This is a genomic window from Achromobacter sp. Root170, from assembly GCF_001428165.1.
In the GTDB taxonomy this organism is placed as follows: Bacteria; Pseudomonadota; Gammaproteobacteria; order Burkholderiales; family Burkholderiaceae_B; genus Achromobacter; species Achromobacter mucicolens.
Genome location: NZ_LMHN01000015.1, coordinates 557009 through 575560 on the forward strand (window position 1 = coordinate 557009; position 18552 = coordinate 575560).

The 18552-nt window shown below is 64.9% G+C and carries 22 protein-coding genes; 16 read left to right on the top strand and 6 right to left on the bottom strand.

Going from position 1 to position 18552, the window contains the following annotated elements; genetic code table 11:
- Nucleotides 1-87: 87 nt before the first annotated feature.
- The 11 genes from ASD87_RS16905 to ASD87_RS16955 all read left to right on the top strand — a co-directional run bounded on the left by ASD87_RS16905 (nucleotide 88) and on the right by ASD87_RS16955 (nucleotide 8687).
- Entirely contained in the window at nucleotides 88-1065 is a 978-nt protein-coding gene (locus ASD87_RS16905) for a hypothetical protein (protein ID WP_056323928.1), read from the top strand.
- Nucleotides 1062-1223: a cbb3-type cytochrome oxidase assembly protein CcoS gene (ccoS, locus tag ASD87_RS16910; protein WP_056323930.1), complete on the top strand. Its 162-nt coding sequence runs from the start codon at nucleotides 1062-1064 to the stop codon at nucleotides 1221-1223. The genes ASD87_RS16905 and ccoS overlap by 4 nt, the downstream gene beginning before the upstream one ends.
- Before the next feature lie 184 nt (nucleotides 1224-1407).
- A complete protein-coding gene (gene ccoN, locus ASD87_RS16915) occupies nucleotides 1408-2895 on the top strand; it encodes a cytochrome-c oxidase, cbb3-type subunit I (protein WP_056323933.1) in 1488 nt (495 codons plus the stop codon).
- A gap of 10 nt (nucleotides 2896-2905) precedes the next feature.
- Entirely contained in the window at nucleotides 2906-3634 is a 729-nt protein-coding gene (gene ccoO / locus ASD87_RS16920; RefSeq protein WP_056323935.1) for a cytochrome-c oxidase, cbb3-type subunit II, read from the top strand.
- Nucleotides 3635-3636: 2 nt separating this feature from the next.
- Entirely contained in the window at nucleotides 3637-3813 is a 177-nt protein-coding gene (locus ASD87_RS16925) for a cytochrome oxidase (RefSeq protein ID WP_056323938.1), read from the top strand.
- Nucleotides 3810-4775, top strand: a complete 966-nt coding sequence (gene ccoP, locus ASD87_RS16930) for a cytochrome-c oxidase, cbb3-type subunit III (protein ID WP_056323940.1) — start codon at nucleotides 3810-3812, stop codon at nucleotides 4773-4775. The genes ASD87_RS16925 and ccoP overlap by 4 nt, the downstream gene beginning before the upstream one ends.
- A 74-nt stretch (nucleotides 4776-4849) precedes the next feature.
- Nucleotides 4850-6340, top strand: coding sequence for a cytochrome c oxidase accessory protein CcoG (gene ccoG / locus ASD87_RS16935; RefSeq protein ID WP_056323943.1), 1491 nt, complete (start codon nucleotides 4850-4852; stop codon nucleotides 6338-6340).
- Between the two features lie 36 nt (nucleotides 6341-6376).
- The gene (locus ASD87_RS16940; RefSeq protein ID WP_056323944.1) at nucleotides 6377-6649 is read left to right on the top strand and encodes a FixH family protein; all 273 of its coding nucleotides are present in this window, start codon (nucleotides 6377-6379) and stop codon (nucleotides 6647-6649) included.
- Nucleotides 6650-6665: 16 nt separating this feature from the next.
- Nucleotides 6666-6902, top strand: coding sequence for a hypothetical protein (locus ASD87_RS16945; protein ID WP_056323947.1), 237 nt, complete (start codon nucleotides 6666-6668; stop codon nucleotides 6900-6902).
- 103 nt (nucleotides 6903-7005) lie between these two features.
- The gene (locus ASD87_RS16950) at nucleotides 7006-7929 is read left to right on the top strand and encodes an ABC transporter ATP-binding protein (protein ID WP_056324626.1); all 924 of its coding nucleotides are present in this window, start codon (nucleotides 7006-7008) and stop codon (nucleotides 7927-7929) included.
- The gene (locus ASD87_RS16955; RefSeq protein ID WP_056323950.1) at nucleotides 7926-8687 is read left to right on the top strand and encodes an ABC transporter permease; all 762 of its coding nucleotides are present in this window, start codon (nucleotides 7926-7928) and stop codon (nucleotides 8685-8687) included. Before ASD87_RS16950 ends, ASD87_RS16955 begins: the two co-directional genes overlap by 4 nt.
- A 119-nt stretch (nucleotides 8688-8806) precedes the next feature.
- On the opposite strand, the gene ASD87_RS16960 is transcribed toward ASD87_RS16955, so the two are convergent.
- Nucleotides 8807-9208, bottom strand: a complete 402-nt coding sequence (locus ASD87_RS16960) for a DUF4168 domain-containing protein (protein ID WP_056323953.1) — start codon at nucleotides 9206-9208, stop codon at nucleotides 8807-8809.
- A gap of 210 nt (nucleotides 9209-9418) precedes the next feature.
- On the bottom strand, nucleotides 9419-10234 hold the full coding sequence (locus ASD87_RS16965) for a sulfite exporter TauE/SafE family protein (protein WP_056324629.1): 816 nt from the start codon (nucleotides 10232-10234) through the stop codon (nucleotides 9419-9421).
- A gap of 148 nt (nucleotides 10235-10382) precedes the next feature.
- Here ASD87_RS16965 and ASD87_RS16970 point away from each other — a divergent pair, with 148 nt between their 5' ends.
- The gene (locus ASD87_RS16970) at nucleotides 10383-11180 is read left to right on the top strand and encodes a helix-turn-helix domain-containing protein (protein WP_056323954.1); all 798 of its coding nucleotides are present in this window, start codon (nucleotides 10383-10385) and stop codon (nucleotides 11178-11180) included.
- Here ASD87_RS16970 and ASD87_RS16975 read toward each other — a convergent pair.
- Nucleotides 11177-11821 (bottom strand): hemolysin III family protein, encoded by a 645-nt coding sequence (locus tag ASD87_RS16975; protein WP_056323957.1) that lies wholly within the window; start codon nucleotides 11819-11821, stop codon nucleotides 11177-11179. The two genes, ASD87_RS16970 and ASD87_RS16975, sit on opposite strands and share 4 nt — an antisense overlap.
- A gap of 476 nt (nucleotides 11822-12297) precedes the next feature.
- On the opposite strand from ASD87_RS16975, the gene ASD87_RS16980 reads away from it, so the two are divergent.
- Nucleotides 12298-13428 carry a PHB depolymerase family esterase gene (locus ASD87_RS16980; protein ID WP_056323959.1) on the top strand — a complete coding sequence of 377 codons (1131 nt, stop codon included), beginning with the start codon at nucleotides 12298-12300 and terminating at the stop codon, nucleotides 13426-13428.
- A 143-nt stretch (nucleotides 13429-13571) separates the two neighbouring features.
- Nucleotides 13572-14093 (top strand): DUF1993 family protein, encoded by a 522-nt coding sequence (locus ASD87_RS16985; RefSeq protein ID WP_056323963.1) that lies wholly within the window; start codon nucleotides 13572-13574, stop codon nucleotides 14091-14093.
- 43 nt (nucleotides 14094-14136) lie between these two features.
- Here the strand turns inward: ASD87_RS16985 and ASD87_RS16990 are convergent, their stop codons facing one another.
- Together ASD87_RS16990 and ASD87_RS16995 are read right to left on the bottom strand one after the other, a co-directional pair.
- Nucleotides 14137-14634, bottom strand: coding sequence for a VOC family protein (locus ASD87_RS16990; protein ID WP_056323966.1), 498 nt, complete (start codon nucleotides 14632-14634; stop codon nucleotides 14137-14139).
- Nucleotides 14635-14687: 53 nt separating this feature from the next.
- Nucleotides 14688-15044, bottom strand: a complete 357-nt coding sequence (locus ASD87_RS16995) for a DUF1428 domain-containing protein (RefSeq protein ID WP_056323968.1) — start codon at nucleotides 15042-15044, stop codon at nucleotides 14688-14690.
- 169 nt (nucleotides 15045-15213) lie between these two features.
- Between ASD87_RS16995 and ASD87_RS17000 the strand changes: the two genes are divergently transcribed.
- On the top strand, nucleotides 15214-16188 hold the full coding sequence (locus tag ASD87_RS17000) for a GlxA family transcriptional regulator (protein WP_056323970.1): 975 nt from the start codon (nucleotides 15214-15216) through the stop codon (nucleotides 16186-16188).
- An 11-nt stretch (nucleotides 16189-16199) separates the two neighbouring features.
- Here the strand turns inward: ASD87_RS17000 and ASD87_RS17005 are convergent, their stop codons facing one another.
- Nucleotides 16200-16652 carry a GNAT family N-acetyltransferase gene (locus ASD87_RS17005; protein ID WP_056324631.1) on the bottom strand — a complete coding sequence of 151 codons (453 nt, stop codon included), beginning with the start codon at nucleotides 16650-16652 and terminating at the stop codon, nucleotides 16200-16202.
- A 271-nt stretch (nucleotides 16653-16923) separates the two neighbouring features.
- Between ASD87_RS17005 and ASD87_RS17010 the strand changes: the two genes are divergently transcribed.
- Nucleotides 16924-18549: a methyl-accepting chemotaxis protein gene (locus ASD87_RS17010; protein WP_056323974.1), complete on the top strand. Its 1626-nt coding sequence runs from the start codon at nucleotides 16924-16926 to the stop codon at nucleotides 18547-18549.
- Nucleotides 18550-18552: the final 3 nt, after the last annotated feature.

The following is an 18552-nucleotide window of genomic DNA, read 5'->3' on the forward strand; positions in this document are numbered from 1 at the left end:
GGGGGCGGGCGGTGCGGCGGCAAATCGCCACGACCGCCTTGATTCAGATCAAGGCGGCCAGGGGCGGGCCTGATTACCATCGCCATCATGCGTGCCAAATCCATTTTCGCCGTCCCGGCCAGCCTGCCCGACGCCGACCGCCAGCAACGCCGCCACGCGCTGGTGCGGCTGTCGCTTGCGTGGCTGGCGATGATGCAGGTCATGATGTTCGCGTGGCCCGGCTACCTGCGCCACGAATCCATGCCCGCCGACGCGCTCGAAACCCTGGATTGGGCCATCGTCCTCATGAACTGGGCCAGCTTCGCGCTGACCGTGCCCGTTGTCCTGTATTCGGCATGGCCCATCTGGCGCCATGCCGGCGCCAACCTGCGGCAGGGGCGCGCCGGCATGGACGTGCCGGTGGCGCTTGGCATCGTCGCCGCCTTCATCCCCAGCGTGCACGCCACCTACACCGGCCACGGCGAAGTCTATTTCGACTCGGTCACGATGTTCGTGGCGTTCCTGCTCACCGCGCGCTATCTCGAACTGTGCGCCCGCCAATCGTTCGGCGGCGCGGGTTCCGCCGGCCGCCGCCATGCCCGCGTCGAAGACCAGCGTCTGCAATTGGGCGCGCGCGCCGACCGCGTGGCGTCCCGGTTCGTCCTGGCGCAGGTGGCGCTGGCGCTGGCCGCCGCCGCCGGCTGGGCCTACATCGATCCCGCCCACAGCATTCCCGTCATGGTGGCGCTGCTGGTCATGAGCTGCCCGTGCGCCATGTCCATGGCCGTGCCCACCGCCATGGCGTCCGCGCACAGCGCGCTGGCGGCGCACCCCGACATGCCCGAGTCCGCGCTGGACGCGCTGCTTGCCGAGGCGCGGCGCAAGGCGCGGCAGAACCTTTACGGCTCGCTCGTCTGGCACCTCCTGATGACGCCGCTGGCGCTGGTCGGCTGGGTCACGCCCTGGCTGGCTGCCATCACCATGCTGCTGTCGTCGCTGGCGGTGGCCTACAACTCGTGGCGCTTGTGCCGCCGCGACTGGTCGGGCGCCGCGGCGGCCGGCAGCGCGCTGGGGGCGGCATCATGACCATCCTCTACCTTCTGCTGCCGCTCTCGCTGCTCTTTGTCCTGGCCATCGGCGTATCGCTGTGGTGGGCCGTTTTCAACGGCCAGTACGACGACACCGACAACGCCGGCACGGCCATCCTGCGCGACGACGACAGCGGCGCCGCCAGCCGTCGCTGACGGTCGCGCGCCCCTCGCCGCGGCCGCCGGCCAGGTCTTTTCACGGCCAGATACCCCTAAGAGCGTTGCGGTTATGCAGCGATGTCCAAGGCGTCGCACCCCGGTTGATCCAAATCAACGCCGACTCCTGTGACTAGTCCCATCATCGAAGCCTGGAAGTTCTTGTTACTTTAGGGGATGGGTGATGAACGATTGCCCCGCAATCGCAAGCAAGTCCGATACCTTCAACTACAAGGTCGTGAGGCAGTTCGCCATCATGACCGTGGTCTGGGGCATTGTCGGCATGGCTGTCGGTGTGTTTCTTGCCGCGCAGCTAATTTGGCCTCAGTTGAATTTCGACACCGCATGGCTCAGCTACGGCCGCCTGCGCCCGCTGCACACCAACGCCGTGATCTTCGCCTTCGGCGGCAGCGCTCTTTTCGCGACGTCCTACTACGTCGTGCAGCGCACCTGTCAGGCGCGCCTGTTCTGCGACAAACTCGCCGCCTTCACGTTCTGGGGCTGGCAGGTCGTCATCGTCGCGGCCGCGATCACCTTGCCCATGGGTTTTACCAGCAGCAAGGAATACGCCGAACTCGAATGGCCCATCGACATCCTGATCACGCTGGTCTGGGTCGCCTACGCCATCGTGTTCTTCGGCACCATCATCAAGCGCCGGTCCAAGCACATCTACGTGGCCAACTGGTTCTTCGGCTCGTACATCCTCACCATCGCCATCCTGCACATCTTCAACAACATTGAAATGCCGGTGTCGATGTGGAAGTCCTACTCCGCCTACGCGGGCGTGCAGGACGCCATGGTGCAGTGGTGGTACGGCCATAACGCGGTGGGCTTCTTCCTGACCACCAGCTTCCTGGGCATGATGTATTACTTCGTGCCCAAGCAGGCCGGCCGTCCCATCTACTCGTATCGCCTGTCCATCGTCCACTTCTGGGCGCTGGCCTTCACGTACATGTGGGCGGGCCCGCACCACCTGCTGTACACGTCGCTGCCCGACTGGACCCAGTCGCTGGGCATGACCTTCTCGCTGATCCTGCTGGCGCCTTCCTGGGGCGGCATGATCAACGGCATCATGACCCTGCAGGGCGCCTGGTACAAGCTGCGCACCGATCCGATCCTGAAATTCATGGTCACCGCGCTGTCGTTCTACGGCATGTCCACGTTCGAAGGCTCGATGATGTCGATCCGCACCGTGAACGCGCTGTCGCACTACACGGACTGGACCATCGGCCACGTGCACTCCGGCGCGCTGGGCTGGGTCGCCATGATTTCGTTCGGCTCGCTCTACTACTTGATCCCGCGCCTGTACGGCCGCGAAAAGATGTACAGCGTCAAGGCCATCGAACTGCACTTCTGGATCGCGACCATCGGCGTGGTGCTGTACATCGCCGCCATGTGGATCGCTGGCGTGCAGCAAGGCCTGATGTGGCGCGACACGGCGCCGGACGGCACCCTGGTCTACAGCTTCGTCGAAGAACTGAAGACGCGCGTTCCGTACTACCTGATCCGTTTGCTGGGTGGAACCCTGTTCTTGTGCGGTGTGTTCGTCATGGCCTGGAACGTATGGAAGACGGTGAGCGGCGCCACGGCGGTCAATCCCGCCATTCCGCAAGACGATCCCCATGCCGCCCGTCCGACGGTCCCCGCGACCGCCGTGCCGGCCACTGTTTGACGAGGACATCATGGCCAACAAGAATCACGGCTTCTTTTCTCACCAGACCCTCGAGAAGAACATCGGCTGGATGATCATCGCCAGCATCCTGGTGGTCTCCTTCGCAGGGCTGGTCCAGATCATCCCGCTGTTCTTCCAGCACAGCACCACCCAGCCCGTGGCGGGCGTCGAACCCTACAGCCCGCTGCGGCTGATGGGCCGCGACGTCTACATCCGCGAAGGCTGCGTGGGCTGCCACTCGCAGCAGGTTCGCGTGCTCGCCGCCGAGGTCCAGCGCTACGGGTCGTACTCCGTGGCGGCTGAATCGGTCTTCGACCATCCGTTCCTGTGGGGCTCCAAGCGTACCGGCCCCGACCTGGCCCGCGTGGGCGAGCGTTATTCCGACGACTGGCACCGCATCCACCTGCGCGATCCGCGCAAGGTGGTGCCGGAATCCAACATGCCCGCCTATCCGTGGCTTGAAAAGACGGTCATCACCGGCCAGAACGTCGATCAGCGCATGCGTGCCCTGCGCGCTTTGGGCGTGCCCTACACCGACGAAGAAATCGCCGCCGCGCCGAAGGCCATCGAAGGCAAGACCGAAGAAGACGCGCTCGTGGCTTACCTGCAAGGGCTGGGCGTGGGCGTGCGCAAGGCGCAGCTGGCCAAGCAGGCTGAAGAGGCCAAGAAGGCCGAAGAAGCCAAGAAGTCCCAGCAGTCCTCGGCGCAGCCGGCCGCTCAAGCGGCCTCGGGAGGCTGATCATGGTCGGCTATATCAGCGCAATCGTCACCGCCATCTCGATGGCGACCTTTTTCGGCATCGTCTGGTGGGCCTGCTCGCGCGGCCGCCAGAGCGCCAACCGCGAATCGGCCATGCTGCCGTTCGCACTGCCCGATGAATTCGGGCAGGCACAACAAGATGGAGCGAATCGGTCATGAGCGATTTCGTCAATGGCTTCTGGGGGTATTTCATCTCGATCGTCGCCGTGGGCGGGGTGGTGTGGTGCGTGTGGCTGCTGTACACGCAACGCCGCTGGCTCAGCGCCAAGCCGGCCAGTGGCCAGGTCGAGGACACCGGTCACGTCTGGGACGGCGATCTGACCGAGCTCAACAACCCGGTCCCCACCTGGTGGACGTGGATGTATCTGCTGGCCTGCGCCTTTGCGCTGGGTTACCTGTTCCTGATGCCGGGCCTGGGCGAGTACAAGGGCAAGCTGGGATACAGCAGCGCCGACGAAGTGGCGCAGCAGCAGGCCAAGATGGCCGAGGCCGTGCGTCCCATCTACGCGCGCTTCGAAACCATGACCGTGCCGCAGATCGCACAGGATCCGGGCGCCCGCGAAATCGGCCAGCGCCTTTTCCTGAACACCTGCGCGCAGTGCCACGGTTCCGACGCCAAGGGCGCGCCCAGCTTCCCCAACCTGACCGACGGCGACTGGCTGCACGGCGGCTCGCCCGAAGCCATCATGCAAACCATCAAGCAAGGCCGCCACGGCATCATGCCGCCCTGGAAGGACTCGATCGATCCCAAGATGGCCGGCGACATCGCGCAGTACGTGCGTTCGCTGTCGGGCCTGACCGCCGATCCGGTCCGCGTGTTCCGCGGCAAGCGCGAGTTCGCCAACTTCTGCGTCGCCTGTCACGGTGTCGATGGCAAGGGCAACCAGCTCGTCGGCGCGCCGAACCTGACCGACGACGTCTGGCTCTACGGCAGCTCGGAAGCCAGCATCGTCAAGACCATTCTTGAAGGCCGCGACAACCGCATGCCGGCACACGAACACATCCTGAGCCCCGAGCAGATCAAGATCCTGACTGCCTGGGTCTGGGGTCTGTCGAACAAGCCCGACGCGCAGAAGCAGGCCGCTGCATCGCCCGCCGAGTCCGGCGCGGCCAAGCAGTGAACCGGCAGCACGTAAATGGACGGCCGCGCAGCGGCCTTCCATATCACTAAGCACTAACCAGCACGGAGCAGCAAATGGAAGATGGGTCAACCGCAAGCGTCAGCAGTTCGCCTGGCGGTGACCCGCCGCCTTGGCGGCCGCATACACGGCCGCCGCGTCCTGGCCAGGAAACCCTGGAACAGACGCTGGCGGGGGTGCGAAGCAAGATCTACCCGCGGTCCGTCAGCGGCATATTTGCCCGCTGGCGCATCGCGTTCGTCTTCATCACGCAGATCATCTTCTACGGTTTGCCCTGGCTGCAATGGAACGGGCGACAGGCCGTGCTGTTCGACCTGGGCGCGCGCAAGTTCTATTTGTTCGGACTGGTACTCTGGCCGCAGGACGTCGTCTATCTTGCCGTGCTGCTGGTCATCTCGGCATTGGCGCTGTTTCTTTTCACGGCGGTGGCCGGGCGCCTGTTCTGCGGCTACGCCTGTCCGCAAACCGTCTACACCGAAATCTTCATGTGGATCGAGCGCAAGGTCGAAGGCGACCGCATTGCGCGCATCCGCCTGGACGAATCGCCCTGGTCCTGGCGCAAGTTCCGCCTGAAATTCACCAAGCACTTCCTGTGGATCGCGCTGGCATGGTGGACGGGATCCACATTCATCGGCTACTTCGCGCCCATCCGCGAACTCGGCCACGAACTCTTCGCGCTCCAGCTCGGGCCGTGGCAATGGTTCTGGATGCTGTTCTACGGCTTTGCCACCTGGGGCAATGCCGGCTTCATGCGCGAATCGGTGTGCAAGTACATGTGCCCGTATGCTCGCTTCCAGAGCGTGATGGTCGATCCGGACACGTTCGTCGTCACGTACGACAAGCGCCGGGGCGACCCGCGTGGCGGCCGCTCGCGCAAGGTCGACCACAAGGCGCAAGGGCTGGGCGACTGTGTCGACTGCAGTCTCTGCGTGCAGGTCTGTCCGACGGGCATCGACATCCGTGACGGCCTGCAATACATGTGCATCGGCTGCGGCGCGTGCATCGACGCCTGTGAGCAGGTGATGGACAAGATGCAGTACGAACCCGGTCTCATCCGCTACACGTCCGAGCGCGCCATGCTGGACGGCCTGTCCACCAAGAGCGCGCGGTCGCATCTGCTGCGGCCTCGCGTGCTGATCTACGGCACGTTGATCCTGATTCTGGCGGTGGCCTTCGTGGCCTCGCTGGTGGTCCGCAACCCGTTACGCGTCGACGTCATCCGAGACCGCGGCGTGCTGGGCCGCGAGGTGGCGGGCGGCATGATCGAAAACGTTTACCGCCTGCAGATCATCAACACCTCGGACGCGCCAATGCGCCTGCGCCTGACTGCCGAAGGCATGCCCGACCTGGCGGTGATGGCCGGCCAGCAGGGATCGGACGTGGTCGAGGTCGAGCCGGCCGCCAACAAGCTGGTGCCGATGGTCATCCGCGCCCCGGCGGGCGCGACGCCCGGCGCGCATGCCATCACGCTGCGCGCCAAGGGGCAGGACGGCGAGAACCGCCAGGTCGAAACCGATGAAGCCGCCAGTTTCTACGTGCCCGAGTAGGGCTGACACCCGCCCTGGGCACTACAAGGACATTTCATGAACGCTGCACACATCACCCTCGAATCCGCCGACCCGGCGCATCCCGTCAAGCCCTGGTACCGCGAGCCCTGGCCGTGGATCCTGATGGCGGGTCCGTTTGCCGCCATGATAGGCTGCTTCATCACGATCTACTTTGCGATGACCCAGTTTGCCGGCCAGCCCATCCAGGAGGGCGTGGTCAAGCGGGGGCTGGTCATCGAACAGACCGCGCCTGCTGCGGCCGGGACGCAGTCGCCGGCGGCTGCCAGCCCGGCAGCCGCCAAACCTTGATCGGGGGAGTGCACGCATGGGATTGCGATCGCTGATGTGGATCCTGTGGCCATCGTTTTTGGCCGCCGCAGCGGGAAGCGCGCTGATCTTCGCCCTGATCGACCCGCTGGACGTGACCATTTTTGGATACGTTCCCACGGGCCGCATGGGCTTTTACACCGTGTCGTTTTTCGTCCTGTGGGTGATGGCCGGCTTTTCCAGCGCGCTGACGGCCTACCTGATGCCAAAGGTGGAAGAGGACGAAGACTTCTAAGGCCAGTGTTTCCAAAAATCAAACACACCGTTCCGCCTGGCTGAACAAGCAGGGTCTGCGCGGCGGGTAAAATCCTCCGGCTATGGTCAAGTTGGGGGCTCGCGTGCAGCCAGTCATTTCAGTACAAGGCTTATCCAAGCAATATGCGTCCGGATTCCAGGCGCTCAAGAACGTCAACCTGGACATCCAGCGCGGCGAGATTTTTGCGTTGCTCGGACCGAACGGCGCGGGCAAGACCACGCTGATCAGCATCATCTGCGGCATCGTGAATCCCACCCAGGGCAAGGTGCTGGCCGACGGTCACGATATCGTGACGGACTTTCGCGCCGCGCGGTCCAAGATCGGATTGGTGCCGCAGGAGATCTCCACCGACGCCTTTGAAAGCGTGTGGAACACCGTCACCTTCAGCCGCGGGCTGTTCGGCAAGCCGGCGGATCCCGCCTATATTGAAAAGGTCCTGCGCGAGCTGTCGCTGTGGGACAAGAAAGACAGCCGCATCATGGCGCTGTCCGGCGGCATGAAGCGCCGTGTCATGATCGCCAAGGCGCTGTCGCACGAACCGGCCATCCTGTTCCTGGACGAGCCCACCGCGGGCGTCGACGTCGAATTGCGGCGCGGCATGTGGGAAATGGTGCGTCGGCTGCGCGAAAGCGGCGTCACCATCATCCTCACCACGCACTACATCGAAGAAGCCCAGGAAATGGCGGACCGCATCGGCGTCATCCGCAAGGGCGAGATCATCCTGGTCGAGGAAAAGAACGCGCTCATGGCCAAGCTGGGCAAGCGCCAGCTTGCGCTGACGTTGAAAGCGCCGCTGCCGGGCATTCCCACGGCGCTGGACGCCTACCAGCTCGAACTGTCTGCGGACGGCTACAAGCTGGTCTATACCTATGACAACGAACGGGGCGGCGACATCTCGCGTCTGCTGCAGGACCTGAGCCGCCTGCAGATCGAATTTGCGGACCTGAATACCTCGGAAAGCTCGCTCGAGGACATCTTTGTCAGCCTGGTGCACGGTCAATCATGAACTTCTACGCCATACGCGCCATCTACCTCTTCGAAATGGCCCGCGCCTGGCGCACGCTGATGCAAAGCGTGCTGTCACCGGTGATTTCGACCTCGCTTTATTTTGTCGTGTTCGGCTCGGCCATCGGATCGCACATGGTCGAAATCGACGGTGTGAGCTACGGCGCGTTCATCGTGCCCGGCATGATCATGCTGTCGCTGCTGACGCAAAGCGTCGCCAACGCCTCGTTCGGCATCTACATGCCGCGATTCTCCGGCACGATCTACGAGATCCATTCGGCGCCGATTTCCTACGTGGAGATCCTGATGGGCTACGTGGGAGCGGCCGCCAGCAAATCCATCATCCTGGGCCTCATCATGCTGGCCACCGCGCGTCTGTTCGTGACGTTCGACGTGGCGCACCCGTTCTGGATGCTGTCCTTCCTGGTGTTGACCGCGGTGACGTTCAGCCTGTTCGGCTTCATCATCGGCATCTGGGCCGACGGCTTTGAAAAGCTGCAGATCATTCCGCTGATGATCATCACGCCCCTGACGTTCCTGGGCGGCACGTTCTATTCCATCAACATGCTGCCGCCGTTCTGGCAGACCGTCACGCTGTTCAATCCCGTGGTCTACCTGGTCAGCGGTTTCCGCTGGGCGTTTTTCGGGGTGTCGGACGTCAGTATCGAAATCAGCGTGGGCATGACACTGGTCTTCCTGGTGGCGTGCCTGATCGGCGTGCGTTGGATCTTCAAGACGGGTTATCGCCTGAAGACCTGACAGGTCCAATGAACAAGGCGCCGCAGCCCCAGCAGGGATCGCGGCGCCGAGTCATCGAATTAGCCGCGTCGTACGCGGGCGGAATCCGATGTGGTGTCCGTTTGGATTGCCGTTGCAGGTCAGCGCTGCGCCGGCGCCATCTTCATCAGACGGTCGCGAAGCTGGGGATCTTGCTGCACGGCTTGGCCGATACCGTTGAATTCCTCGACGGACAGCCCGTCGGCGCGGACAAGTTTGACCATCTTGGCGTCGGCTTCCTGAACGACCTTCTGCTTGGCCTCATCGGTCTTGGCGGCGTCGACCTTGGGACGGTATTCGTCAACGACGCCCGAAATCTTCTGCGAAGCCGAAGCGAACTTCTGCAATTGTTGATCCGTCGGTTTCTGGATGGCGGGAGCCATGCCGGGCTGGGCCTGCGTCTGCGCCGGGGCCTGCGCGCTTTGTTGAGCCAGGGCGGGTGCACCGGACAGCGCCGTCGTCAGCACGGCGGCGGATAGGAATGCAAAAGTGGAACGCTGCATGAAAACTCCTTGTTCCGGTTGAAAGTCCGACCATGATGACGATCCGGGGGGCCGGCGGACAAGTTTCGCGATGTGTTTTCCTGTTTCGGCAGGCCACGAGACGACCGCGCCTGGGCGGGGGGCGCCCCGGGAGCGCACCCGAAACGTTTTGCGCGGTTTCGTAGTCGCTGCTGGCCGCGATGTTTCCTTAGGTTTGCCGAAAATCGAGGGTTAGAGCGCGATCATGCTCAACATGACGAGAATCAGCAGCAGCACGTAGACGCGGGCATGCACACGGTCGGGGATGCGCGGGATCAGCGGGGCCGCAAGGTGAATCCCGGCCAGCGACCCCAGCGCAAGCACCGCGAAGGCCAATATGTCCACATATCCCACAATCCACGGCGCCAGCGCCTGGGGCAGGTCGCGCGCGGCGGCCAGGTAGGCCAGCGTGCCCGCCAGCGCGACCGGCAGCGATAGCGGATTGGCCATGGCGGCGGCCTTGGCCATGGGCAGACCCCGCCGGCGCAGCAGCGGCACGGTCATGACGCTGCCTCCCACCCCTAGAAACGCGGCAATCATTCCGATGACGACGCCGCCGCCCATCGCGGTAACGCGGTCCAGCCCGCGCGGCCCCGCGTCGTCGCGCCCAGACATGAAGCCCCGGCGCAGCACGCAATCCAGGACAGTCGCCGCCAGATAGACGATGAACGCGTGGCGCACGAAGTCGCCGCCGGCGTGCATGGCGGCAAGCGCGCCCAGCAGTGCGCCCGCCGCGATATAACCCGCCAGCGGCCAGACGTATTCACCGATAAGGTTGCCGGCGCGCCAATGCTTGCGCGTGGCCGAGACTGAGTTGACGATCATCACGCACGTGGAAGTGGCCACGGCGATGTGCATCGCCGATTGGCGCATCGCGTCGTCCGCGCCATGCAGCGACGTCAACACGCCATACAGGGCCGGCACCACCACGAAACCGCCGCCAAAGCCGAACAGCACCGTCGTGACGCCGCTCAGAACGCCAACCAGCGCCAACACCAGATAGATCATGTCGTTGCCCAATCAGGAAAAGCGCCACGATAGGACGCCAGCGGTTGGCCCGCTTTCGAGGGTGGGACAATGATGTTTTCGTTTCGGCCAACGCCTTGCGCCGTGGACGCGTCACATCCAGGCTGGCGCCTCGCTCCCGGCAGATCCCATGCGCAATACCCATATCGACCGCTACGACAACCTTGACCGCCCGGTGGTGGCCATCGGCAACGACTATCCGCCCGGCGGCCTGCTACCGGCGCACGCGCATCGGCGCGCGCAGTTGCTGTACGGGGCGACGGGCGTCATGCACGTCGTGACGCGCGACGGCAATTGGGTGGTGCCGCCGCAACGCGCCGTCTGGATTCCGGCGGGTGTGACGCATCAGGTCCGCATGCTGGGCGTCAGCACGCGAAGCGCGTACATCGAGCCGGGCGCGGCGCGCGCGGACCGCACTGTCTGCGAGGTGATTGAAGTGTCCGCGCTGATGCGCGAGTTGTTGCTGGAGGCGGTGGATATGCCCGCCGCCTATGATCCGCGCGGCCGGGATGGGGCACTGGCTGCCTTGCTGCTGCACGAGATCGAGCGCGCGGCGGTTCTGCCCCTGCATATTCCGCTGCCGCGCGACAGGCGTCTGGCGCCGCTATGCCGCGCGTTCATCGCCGCGCCGGATGCGCTGATGCCGCCGCAGGCATGGGCCGACCGGCTGCACGTAAGCCTGCGCACCTTCAGCCGGGTTTTCAGGCAGCACACGGGCATGTCGTATCTGGCCTGGCGGCAGCGCGCTTGTGTGGTGCTGGCATTGGCGCGCCTGGCCGAGGGCGACCCCGTCACGGCAATTGCGCTGGATTTCGGGTATCAAAGCCCTGCGGCGTTTTCAACGATGTTCCGTCGCGTGCTGGGCCATCCGCCGACTGCGTATTTGCGGCAGGCGCCCGCGGCTGCTCAGGCGCCGTTGCGGCGTTAGGCGGCGTACCAGAACACCGCAAAGAAGTGGCAGACGGTGCCTGCTAGCACGAACAGATGCCAGATGAAATGGCTGTAGCGCCAGCGGTTGTCGAAGACGAAAAACACCACGCCGCCGGTGTACGCCAGCCCGCCCGCCACGAGCCACCACAGTCCGCCGGCCGGCACCAGTTCAAGCAGCGGTTTGACCGCGATGACGACGATCCAGCCCATTGCCAGGTACAGTCCGGTGGACAGAGCGGGCCGGTTGAGCCGCTTGCTCGCCTTCAGGCCCACGCCCAGCAGCGCCAGGCTCCAGACGAGTCCAAAGAGGGTCCAGCCCCATGGTCCGCGCAGCGCGCCCAGCGCGAACGGCGTGTAGGTGCCGGCGATCAGCAGGTAGATGGCCGAATGGTCCAGTACGTTGAAGATCTGCTTGGCGCGGCAGCGTGGCAGCGCGTGATAGATGGTGGACGCGAGGTACAGCAGGCACATCGAGGCCGCGAACACGGCGGCGCCGGCAATGAAGGCGGCATCGCCCTGACGCACTGCGGCGGCGATCAGGAGCGGTGCGCCAGCCAGCGCGCCGGCGGCGCCAAGTCCGTGGCTGATGCTGTTGGCGATTTCTTCGCCCAGGGTCTGGGGTCGGTCGTTGGGAAACATGGGGGACCTGTTTGTGACAAGTTGCCCACCTTAGGCCTTTTGGTTCGGGCGCTCAAGCGCAAGGGTTCAGTTCTGCCGGCCGATACCGGAAAGATTTGATCTGGTGCAAGGTTGAGACCCAAGTAGGCGATCCAGGCGAGCGGGGCGAACAGGACGAGCCGCGCAGGCAGGGTGGTTAGTTACTCTGTGATACATTTGACGCGCGAATTTGACGCGCGAACGAACTGCCCGGCAGAGGCGGCGCGCGTTCTTCACTTTGGGCTTGCACGTCGGCCGCGCGTGGCGCTGCCGTGATCGACACTCTTAAGGGAAGCACCCATGAATCCGGCACTCGGCGTCACGGTTGGAAAGTTCTCATCACGCGACAGGCATCTGTCTTGCGGAGCGGCATAGCCGCGGCGACCGCCGTCCGGCGCTGACGCCCTCGGCTTCTCCGGATGGCGCGGCAAACAGGAACTTCCGAACAGGCCCACTCAATGGCGCGCAGTTTCAGCAGTCTGTTTTTCAAAGCGGCAAAGAAGATCACCCGGCTCCAGCGCGCGGCGATGCGCCTGGCGGCCCCAAAACCCGCCCGCAAGCGCGCGGCCCCGGCCCGCAAGAAGGCTGCGGGCGTCACGACCGGACGGGCGGCCAAAACGGCGCGGCCCGCTGGCGCCGCGGGCGCGGGTAGGGCCGCGGCGGCCGACACGGCGCCGCTGGGCGCCGGGCGCTGGGAAGCCTTGCGCCAGTTCTCTGACAAGACGGGCCGCAGGCTGGCTTTTTCGCGCTACACCCCCGCCACCGCCCCGCCCGCGGGAATGCCGCTGGTCGTGATGCTGCACGGCTGCCGGCAGACCTCGGTCGCCTTCGCGCGCGGCTCGCGCATGAACCAGTGGGCCGATGCCGGCGGCTTCATGGTGTTGTATCCGCAGCAATCGCTGGCGCGTCAGGTGCAGCGCTGCTGGCGCTGGTTTCAGCCCGACGACGACCATGGCGGCGCCGAGGCCGACCTGATCGCGGCGCTGATCCGATCCGAAGTGGCGCGCCACGGCGTCGATCCCGAACGCATCTATGTGGCGGGCCTGTCGGCGGGCGCGGGCATGGCGGCGCTGGTCGCGTTGCGGCATCCGCGCCTGATCGCCGCCGTTGCCATGCACTCGGGACCGGTCGTCGGCGACGCGCACAACGCGGGCCACGGCCTGGGCACCATGCGGCGCGGCAGCATCAAGCCGCTTGCGCCGCTGCTGGAATCGGTCTCGGATCCCGCCGTCTTCGAACTGGGCATGCCGGCGCTGATCCTGCATGGCCAGCTCGATCCCGCCGTGGCGCCCCGCAACGCCAAGCAGCTCTTCGAACAATTCCGCACGTTGAATACCGCCGATCCGCACGCGTTGCCGGTCGAACGCGTGCTGGGCCTGGGCACCGAAAAGGCCTACCGCCGGGTGGACGTGCTGCGGGGCCGCAAGACCGTGTTGCGCCTGTGTGAAATCACGCGGCTGGAACATGCCTGGAGCGGGGGCGATCCGTCCATCCGTTATCACGCGCGCAGTGGTCCGGATGCCTCGGCGCTCGTGTGGCGCTTCTTTCAGGGGCAGCGGCGCACGGGGGCGATTGCCGGGGCGCAGTGAGCGCGCTGGATCGCTGGGCAATTGCGGCCCGGCGGGATTGTTCAGGCGCAAGGAACGGTGATGTCGCGGCTACCGGCGGCTTGCGGGGCGGGCGCGGCGTAACATCGCGATTGCACACTCACACCCTTACGGAAATCTTTGCCATGCCCTTGTCCATGTATCAGGCGTCCGTGCCTGTCTTCATTCGCGGCCTGAACGTGCTGGCCGCGCTGCTCGAAAAGGCCGCCGCGCATGCGCAGGCCACCGGCATTGACCCTGCCGATCTCGTGAACGCGCGGCTCGCGCCCGATATGTATCCGCTGTCGGGTCAGGTGCAGCGCGCAAGCGATGCCTCGAAGTTCGCAGCGCAGCGATTGTCGCAAGGCGAAGCCCCGAAATTCGCCGACACCGAAAGCACACTTGAGCAATTGCAGCAGCGCGTCGCGGACACGATCGCGTATCTGCAAAGCGTCAAACCCGAGCAGATTGACGGCGCCGAAGCGCGCCGGATCACGTTGAGCTTTGGCGATTTCAAGCCCGAGTTCCAGGGCGATGAATATCTGCTGTCCTTCGCGCTGCCCAACTTCTATTTCCACGTGACCACCGCGTACGGAATCCTGCGCCAGGCAGGCGTGCCGATCGGCAAGTTGGACTTCCTGGGGCCATATCCGCAACTGGCCCCTTGATGGCGCGGGACGCGGCCCGTCGCGAGCCGCGTCTGCGTTGCCATCACTGCTTCGATGGATCGCCGCAGCCGTCCATCGGGCCCATCTTCGCCATGTTCTGCAGGATTTCGTCGGGCGTGAGGTCCTGGATGTGCGTGGCGATGGACCAGCGGTGGCCGAACGGGTCCACCACCTGGCCGTAGCGGTCGCCCCAGAACATGTCGGCGGCAGGCATCGTGACCTGCGCGCCTGCTGCCACCGCCTGCTCGATCGCGGCATCCGCGTCGGTCACGTACAGGTGCAGCACGGCAGGGGTGCCCTTGAGCGCCTTCGGTCCCAGGCTGCCCCATTCCGGAAAATCATCCATCAGCATGAGCACCGAATCGCCGATGCGGATGGCCGCATGCATGATCTTGCCGTTGGGGCCGGGAAGGCGCATCAGTTCCTCGGCATTGAAGGCTTTCTTGTAGAAGGCGAGGGCGTCGGACGCGCCTTCGCAGATGATGTGCGGCGTCAGCGTGTGCATGCCGTCGGGAATGGGCTTGGCTGCTTGGGTGGCCATGGTGGGTCTCCAGGGTGGTTGAACGGTGGCGCGAAAGTGCGCGGCCGCGTTGGCTAGTTGCCGACCAGCGTGGCGAAACCGCCCCAGCACATGCGCTTGACGTCGAATACGCCCTCGCAGCACATGTCCGCCAGGCGCGGGTCGGACATCACCTTGGCGTTGATGCTGTTGCGCGCTTCCTTGCTGGGATACAGGATCCAGGCGAAGACGACGACCTCGCCCTCGCGCGCGCCGGCGGCCGCGCTGAAGGACGCAAAACCTTCCCCGTCGATATCGTCGGCCACGCCTTCGCGGTAATCCAGCGCGCCGTGCTCGCGCCAGATGCCTTCGGCGTGCGTCGCCATCTTCTTGTACGTCTCCAGGTTTGCCTTGGGTACGCACAGCAGGAAACCATCTATGTACTTGTCCATCGATCACTCCTCACGTCCGTGTTGTTCTGGTTTGGCCGGGCGTCCGCAATCCGTCCCGGCCGCCGTCCGGATTTCTGGGTCGGCAGGAGCCACTGTATCGGGATCCGCGCGGGTTTCAGATAGGCGATTGCGACAATCTTGCGGGTGGATTGCGTCAGCTTGCAGGCGTATGCTTGGCAACATGAAAAACGTCGCGTTCCTGCTGCCCAAGGGGGCCAATATTGCGTCCCTGGAAACCGCGCGCCACGGGTTCATGGTGGCCAACGAATATCTGCGCGCGCATGGCCGCGAGCCGCGTTTTCATGTGCGCACGCTGGCCCTCACGCGCGAGGTCAGCCTGGACGATGGACGCATCAAGGTACAGGCCGACATGGTGCTGGCCGACGCCACCGATATCGATATCTGCATCGCGCCGCCGCTGCTGGGATCGGTGTCGGACGCGGTGCTGTCCAACCGCGAACTGATTGAATGGCTGTCGCGCCACCACCGCGAGGGCGGCGAGGTAGCCAGCCTGTGCATGGGCGCGGCGCTGCTGGCCGCGGGCGGCGTCCTGGACGGACAGCAGGCGGTCGTGCATTGGGTGGCGCAAAACCTTTACGCCAGCCTCTTTCCCACGGTGCAGTGGACCAGCGATCGCGTCGTCATGGCGGAAAACGGGGTGTATACGAGCGGGGGCGCATTCTCGGCCGCGCACCTCGTGCTGCACCTGATCGAGAAATACACGGATCGCGACACCGCCATCTGGTGCGCCAAGTATTTTCAGCTGGACTGGAGCCGGCAAAGCCAGCTGCCGTTTTCCGTCTTCATGGGACAGAAGTCGCACGCGGACGACATTGTGCGGGCGGTGCAGGAATACATCGAAGGCCGCTACCGCGAAAAGATCACCGTCGAGGAACTGGCCGGCCGGCACGCGCTTGGCCGCCGGACGCTGGAGCGGCGGTTCCGCCAGGCCACGGGCAACAGCATCGTCGAATACGTGCAGCGTGTGAGGGTCGAAGCCGCCAAGCAGCGTCTGGAAACGTCGCGCAAGAGCGTCGCCGAGGTGATGTACGAAGTCGGCTACAACGACACCAAGGCTTTTCGCGACATCTTCAACAAGTACTGCGGCATGTCGCCCGTCGGGTACCGCGAGCGCTATCAATAGCGCCAGAGCGTTCAGCCCTGATACCGGTAGACGCGCGTGTCGCGCATCGCAAAGCCGGCCGACTCGTACAGATGGTGCGCGGACATGCGCCCTGGGCTGGACGTCAGGTCCAAGGTGCGGGCCTTCAGCTCGCGGCTTTTTGCGATGGCCGCACGCGTCAGCGCCATGCCGACCTTCAAGCCGCGCGCCTGTTCGTCCACCACCACGTCCTCGATCCACGCGCGGATGCCGGTGGGCACGCGAAAGTGCACAAGGGTGAGGGTGCCCACGATGCGCTGATCGGGCGCCATCCTGGCGATGAATACGTGATTGCCCGGCGCGTGGATGATCTCGTCCAGATCCGCCTTCGACGGCGGCGCCGCGTTTGCGGACAACTGAGGCAACAGGCGCGCGAAGGCCTGCACCAGCGCGTCATTGGCCGTCGTCGCCAGCGAGACGGTCACGCTGTTTTCCAAGGGTTTCATCGGAAGCTCCCCAAAGCCTGCATGCGCCATATAAAGCGCCTGAATACTGCAGTACGTCAAGTTGATGTCAATTACGTTGCTGCTGCGCAGCATAAGTGCGTTGTCTTTGTTCAATCGCAAATTAATTAACGGATAAATATTTGCGAAATGTGACATCAAACCTAGACTGGGGTTTTCCCCCTGTTCGATGTTCCATGAAATTTCCGTGTGTTAACGCTGCACCTGATTGCATGGCAATGGCTGAAGATCGACACCCCTGCAAGAGACCCTCATGAAGACGCTTCGCATCCATTTCGGCAATCTCTCCATTGGCGCCCGGCTGAGCCTGGGCTTTGGCGCTGTGCTGGCCCTGCTGCTGGCCCTGACTGGCCTGTCGCACTACGAGTTGACGCGCATTGGCGGCATCAACCGCATGATCACTCAGGAAACCTGGGCGAAGGCCAATGCGATATCGGTGGTCGACGTGACAACGCGCGCCAACGCGCGCGCCAATCTGGAACTGATCGTCAACGCGGACCCGGCCGCGACGCAGCGGCTGTTCGAGCTGATCGAAGCCAACCGCAAGCGCATCGATGAGGCCCTGGCCACGATGCGGCCGTTGATGAAGACCGCGGACGCCGCTGCCCGGCTGCGTGCGCTGGAAGAAGCGCGTGGCCGTTACGTGAAGTCATTCCAGTCGGTTGGCGCCGTGCTCAAAGGCGGCGACCGCGAGGGCGCCCGCCAGCGGCTCTTGCAGGAGACGCTGCCCATCCTGGACAGCCTGCAGGATCACATCATTGCGCTTTCCCGGCAGCAGGCGGCCGAGATGGACGAAGCGGGAATCGCAAGCCAGGCGGTCATCGACGAGGCCGAGCGCCTGAACGCGGGCCTGTCGGCGCTGGCGCTGGCAGTGGGGGCCCTGCTGGCCTGGCGGGTCAGCCGTTCGATCACGCGTCCGCTCGCCCGGGCGGTCAAGGCTGCCGAGACGGTGGCAAGCGGCGACCTGGGCCAGCGTATCGAAGCCGGGTCCCGGGACGAGACAGGACGCCTGCTTCATGCCCTGCAAGACATGCAGGACAGGCTTGCGGGCGCGGTCCGCGCGATCCGGCAGGGATCGGAGACCATCTCCAGCGCGTCGGGCCAGATCGCCGCTGGCAATACTGACCTGTCCAGCCGCACCGAAGAGCAGGCCGCATCGCTGGAGGAAACCGCGGCCTCCATGGAAGAGCTGGCCTCCACCGTGAAGCAGACCGCCGACAACGCGCGCCAGGCCAACCAGCTTGCGGCCAGCGCATCGGAGATTGCGCTGCGCGGCGGCGCGGCGGTGTCCGCGGTGGTGGGCACCATGCAGGACATCTCGGCCAGTTCGCACAAGATTTCCGACATCGTGTCGGTGATCGACGGCATTGCTTTCCAGACGAACATCCTGGCGCTGAACGCGGCGGTCGAAGCGGCCCGCGCGGGCGAACAGGGCAAGGGCTTTGCCGTCGTGGCGGGCGAGGTGCGCTCGCTGGCCCAGCGCAGCGCGCAGGCGGCGCGCGAGGTCAAGGCCTTGATCGAGGATTCCGTAGGCAAGGTCGGCGCGGGCGCCCGGCAGGCCGAAGGCGCGGGCGCAACCATGCAGGAGATTGTCACGGCGGTGCAGCATGTGACGGACATCATGGGCGAGATCGCCGCCGCCTCGCACGAACAGGCCAGCGGTATCGATCAGGTGAACCGGGCCGTGGCGCAGATGGACGAAGTCACGCAACAGAACGCGGCACTGGTCGAGGAAGCTGCGGCCGCCGCGGGTTCGATGCAGGATCAGGCGCGCGAGCTGGTGCGGGCGGTAGGTGTGTTCCGGTTGGCCGAAGACAGCGCGCGGCGCGGCCAGGATCCGGCGCCGGCGCAAGCGCGCGGGGCGCTGATGCTGGCATAGCCC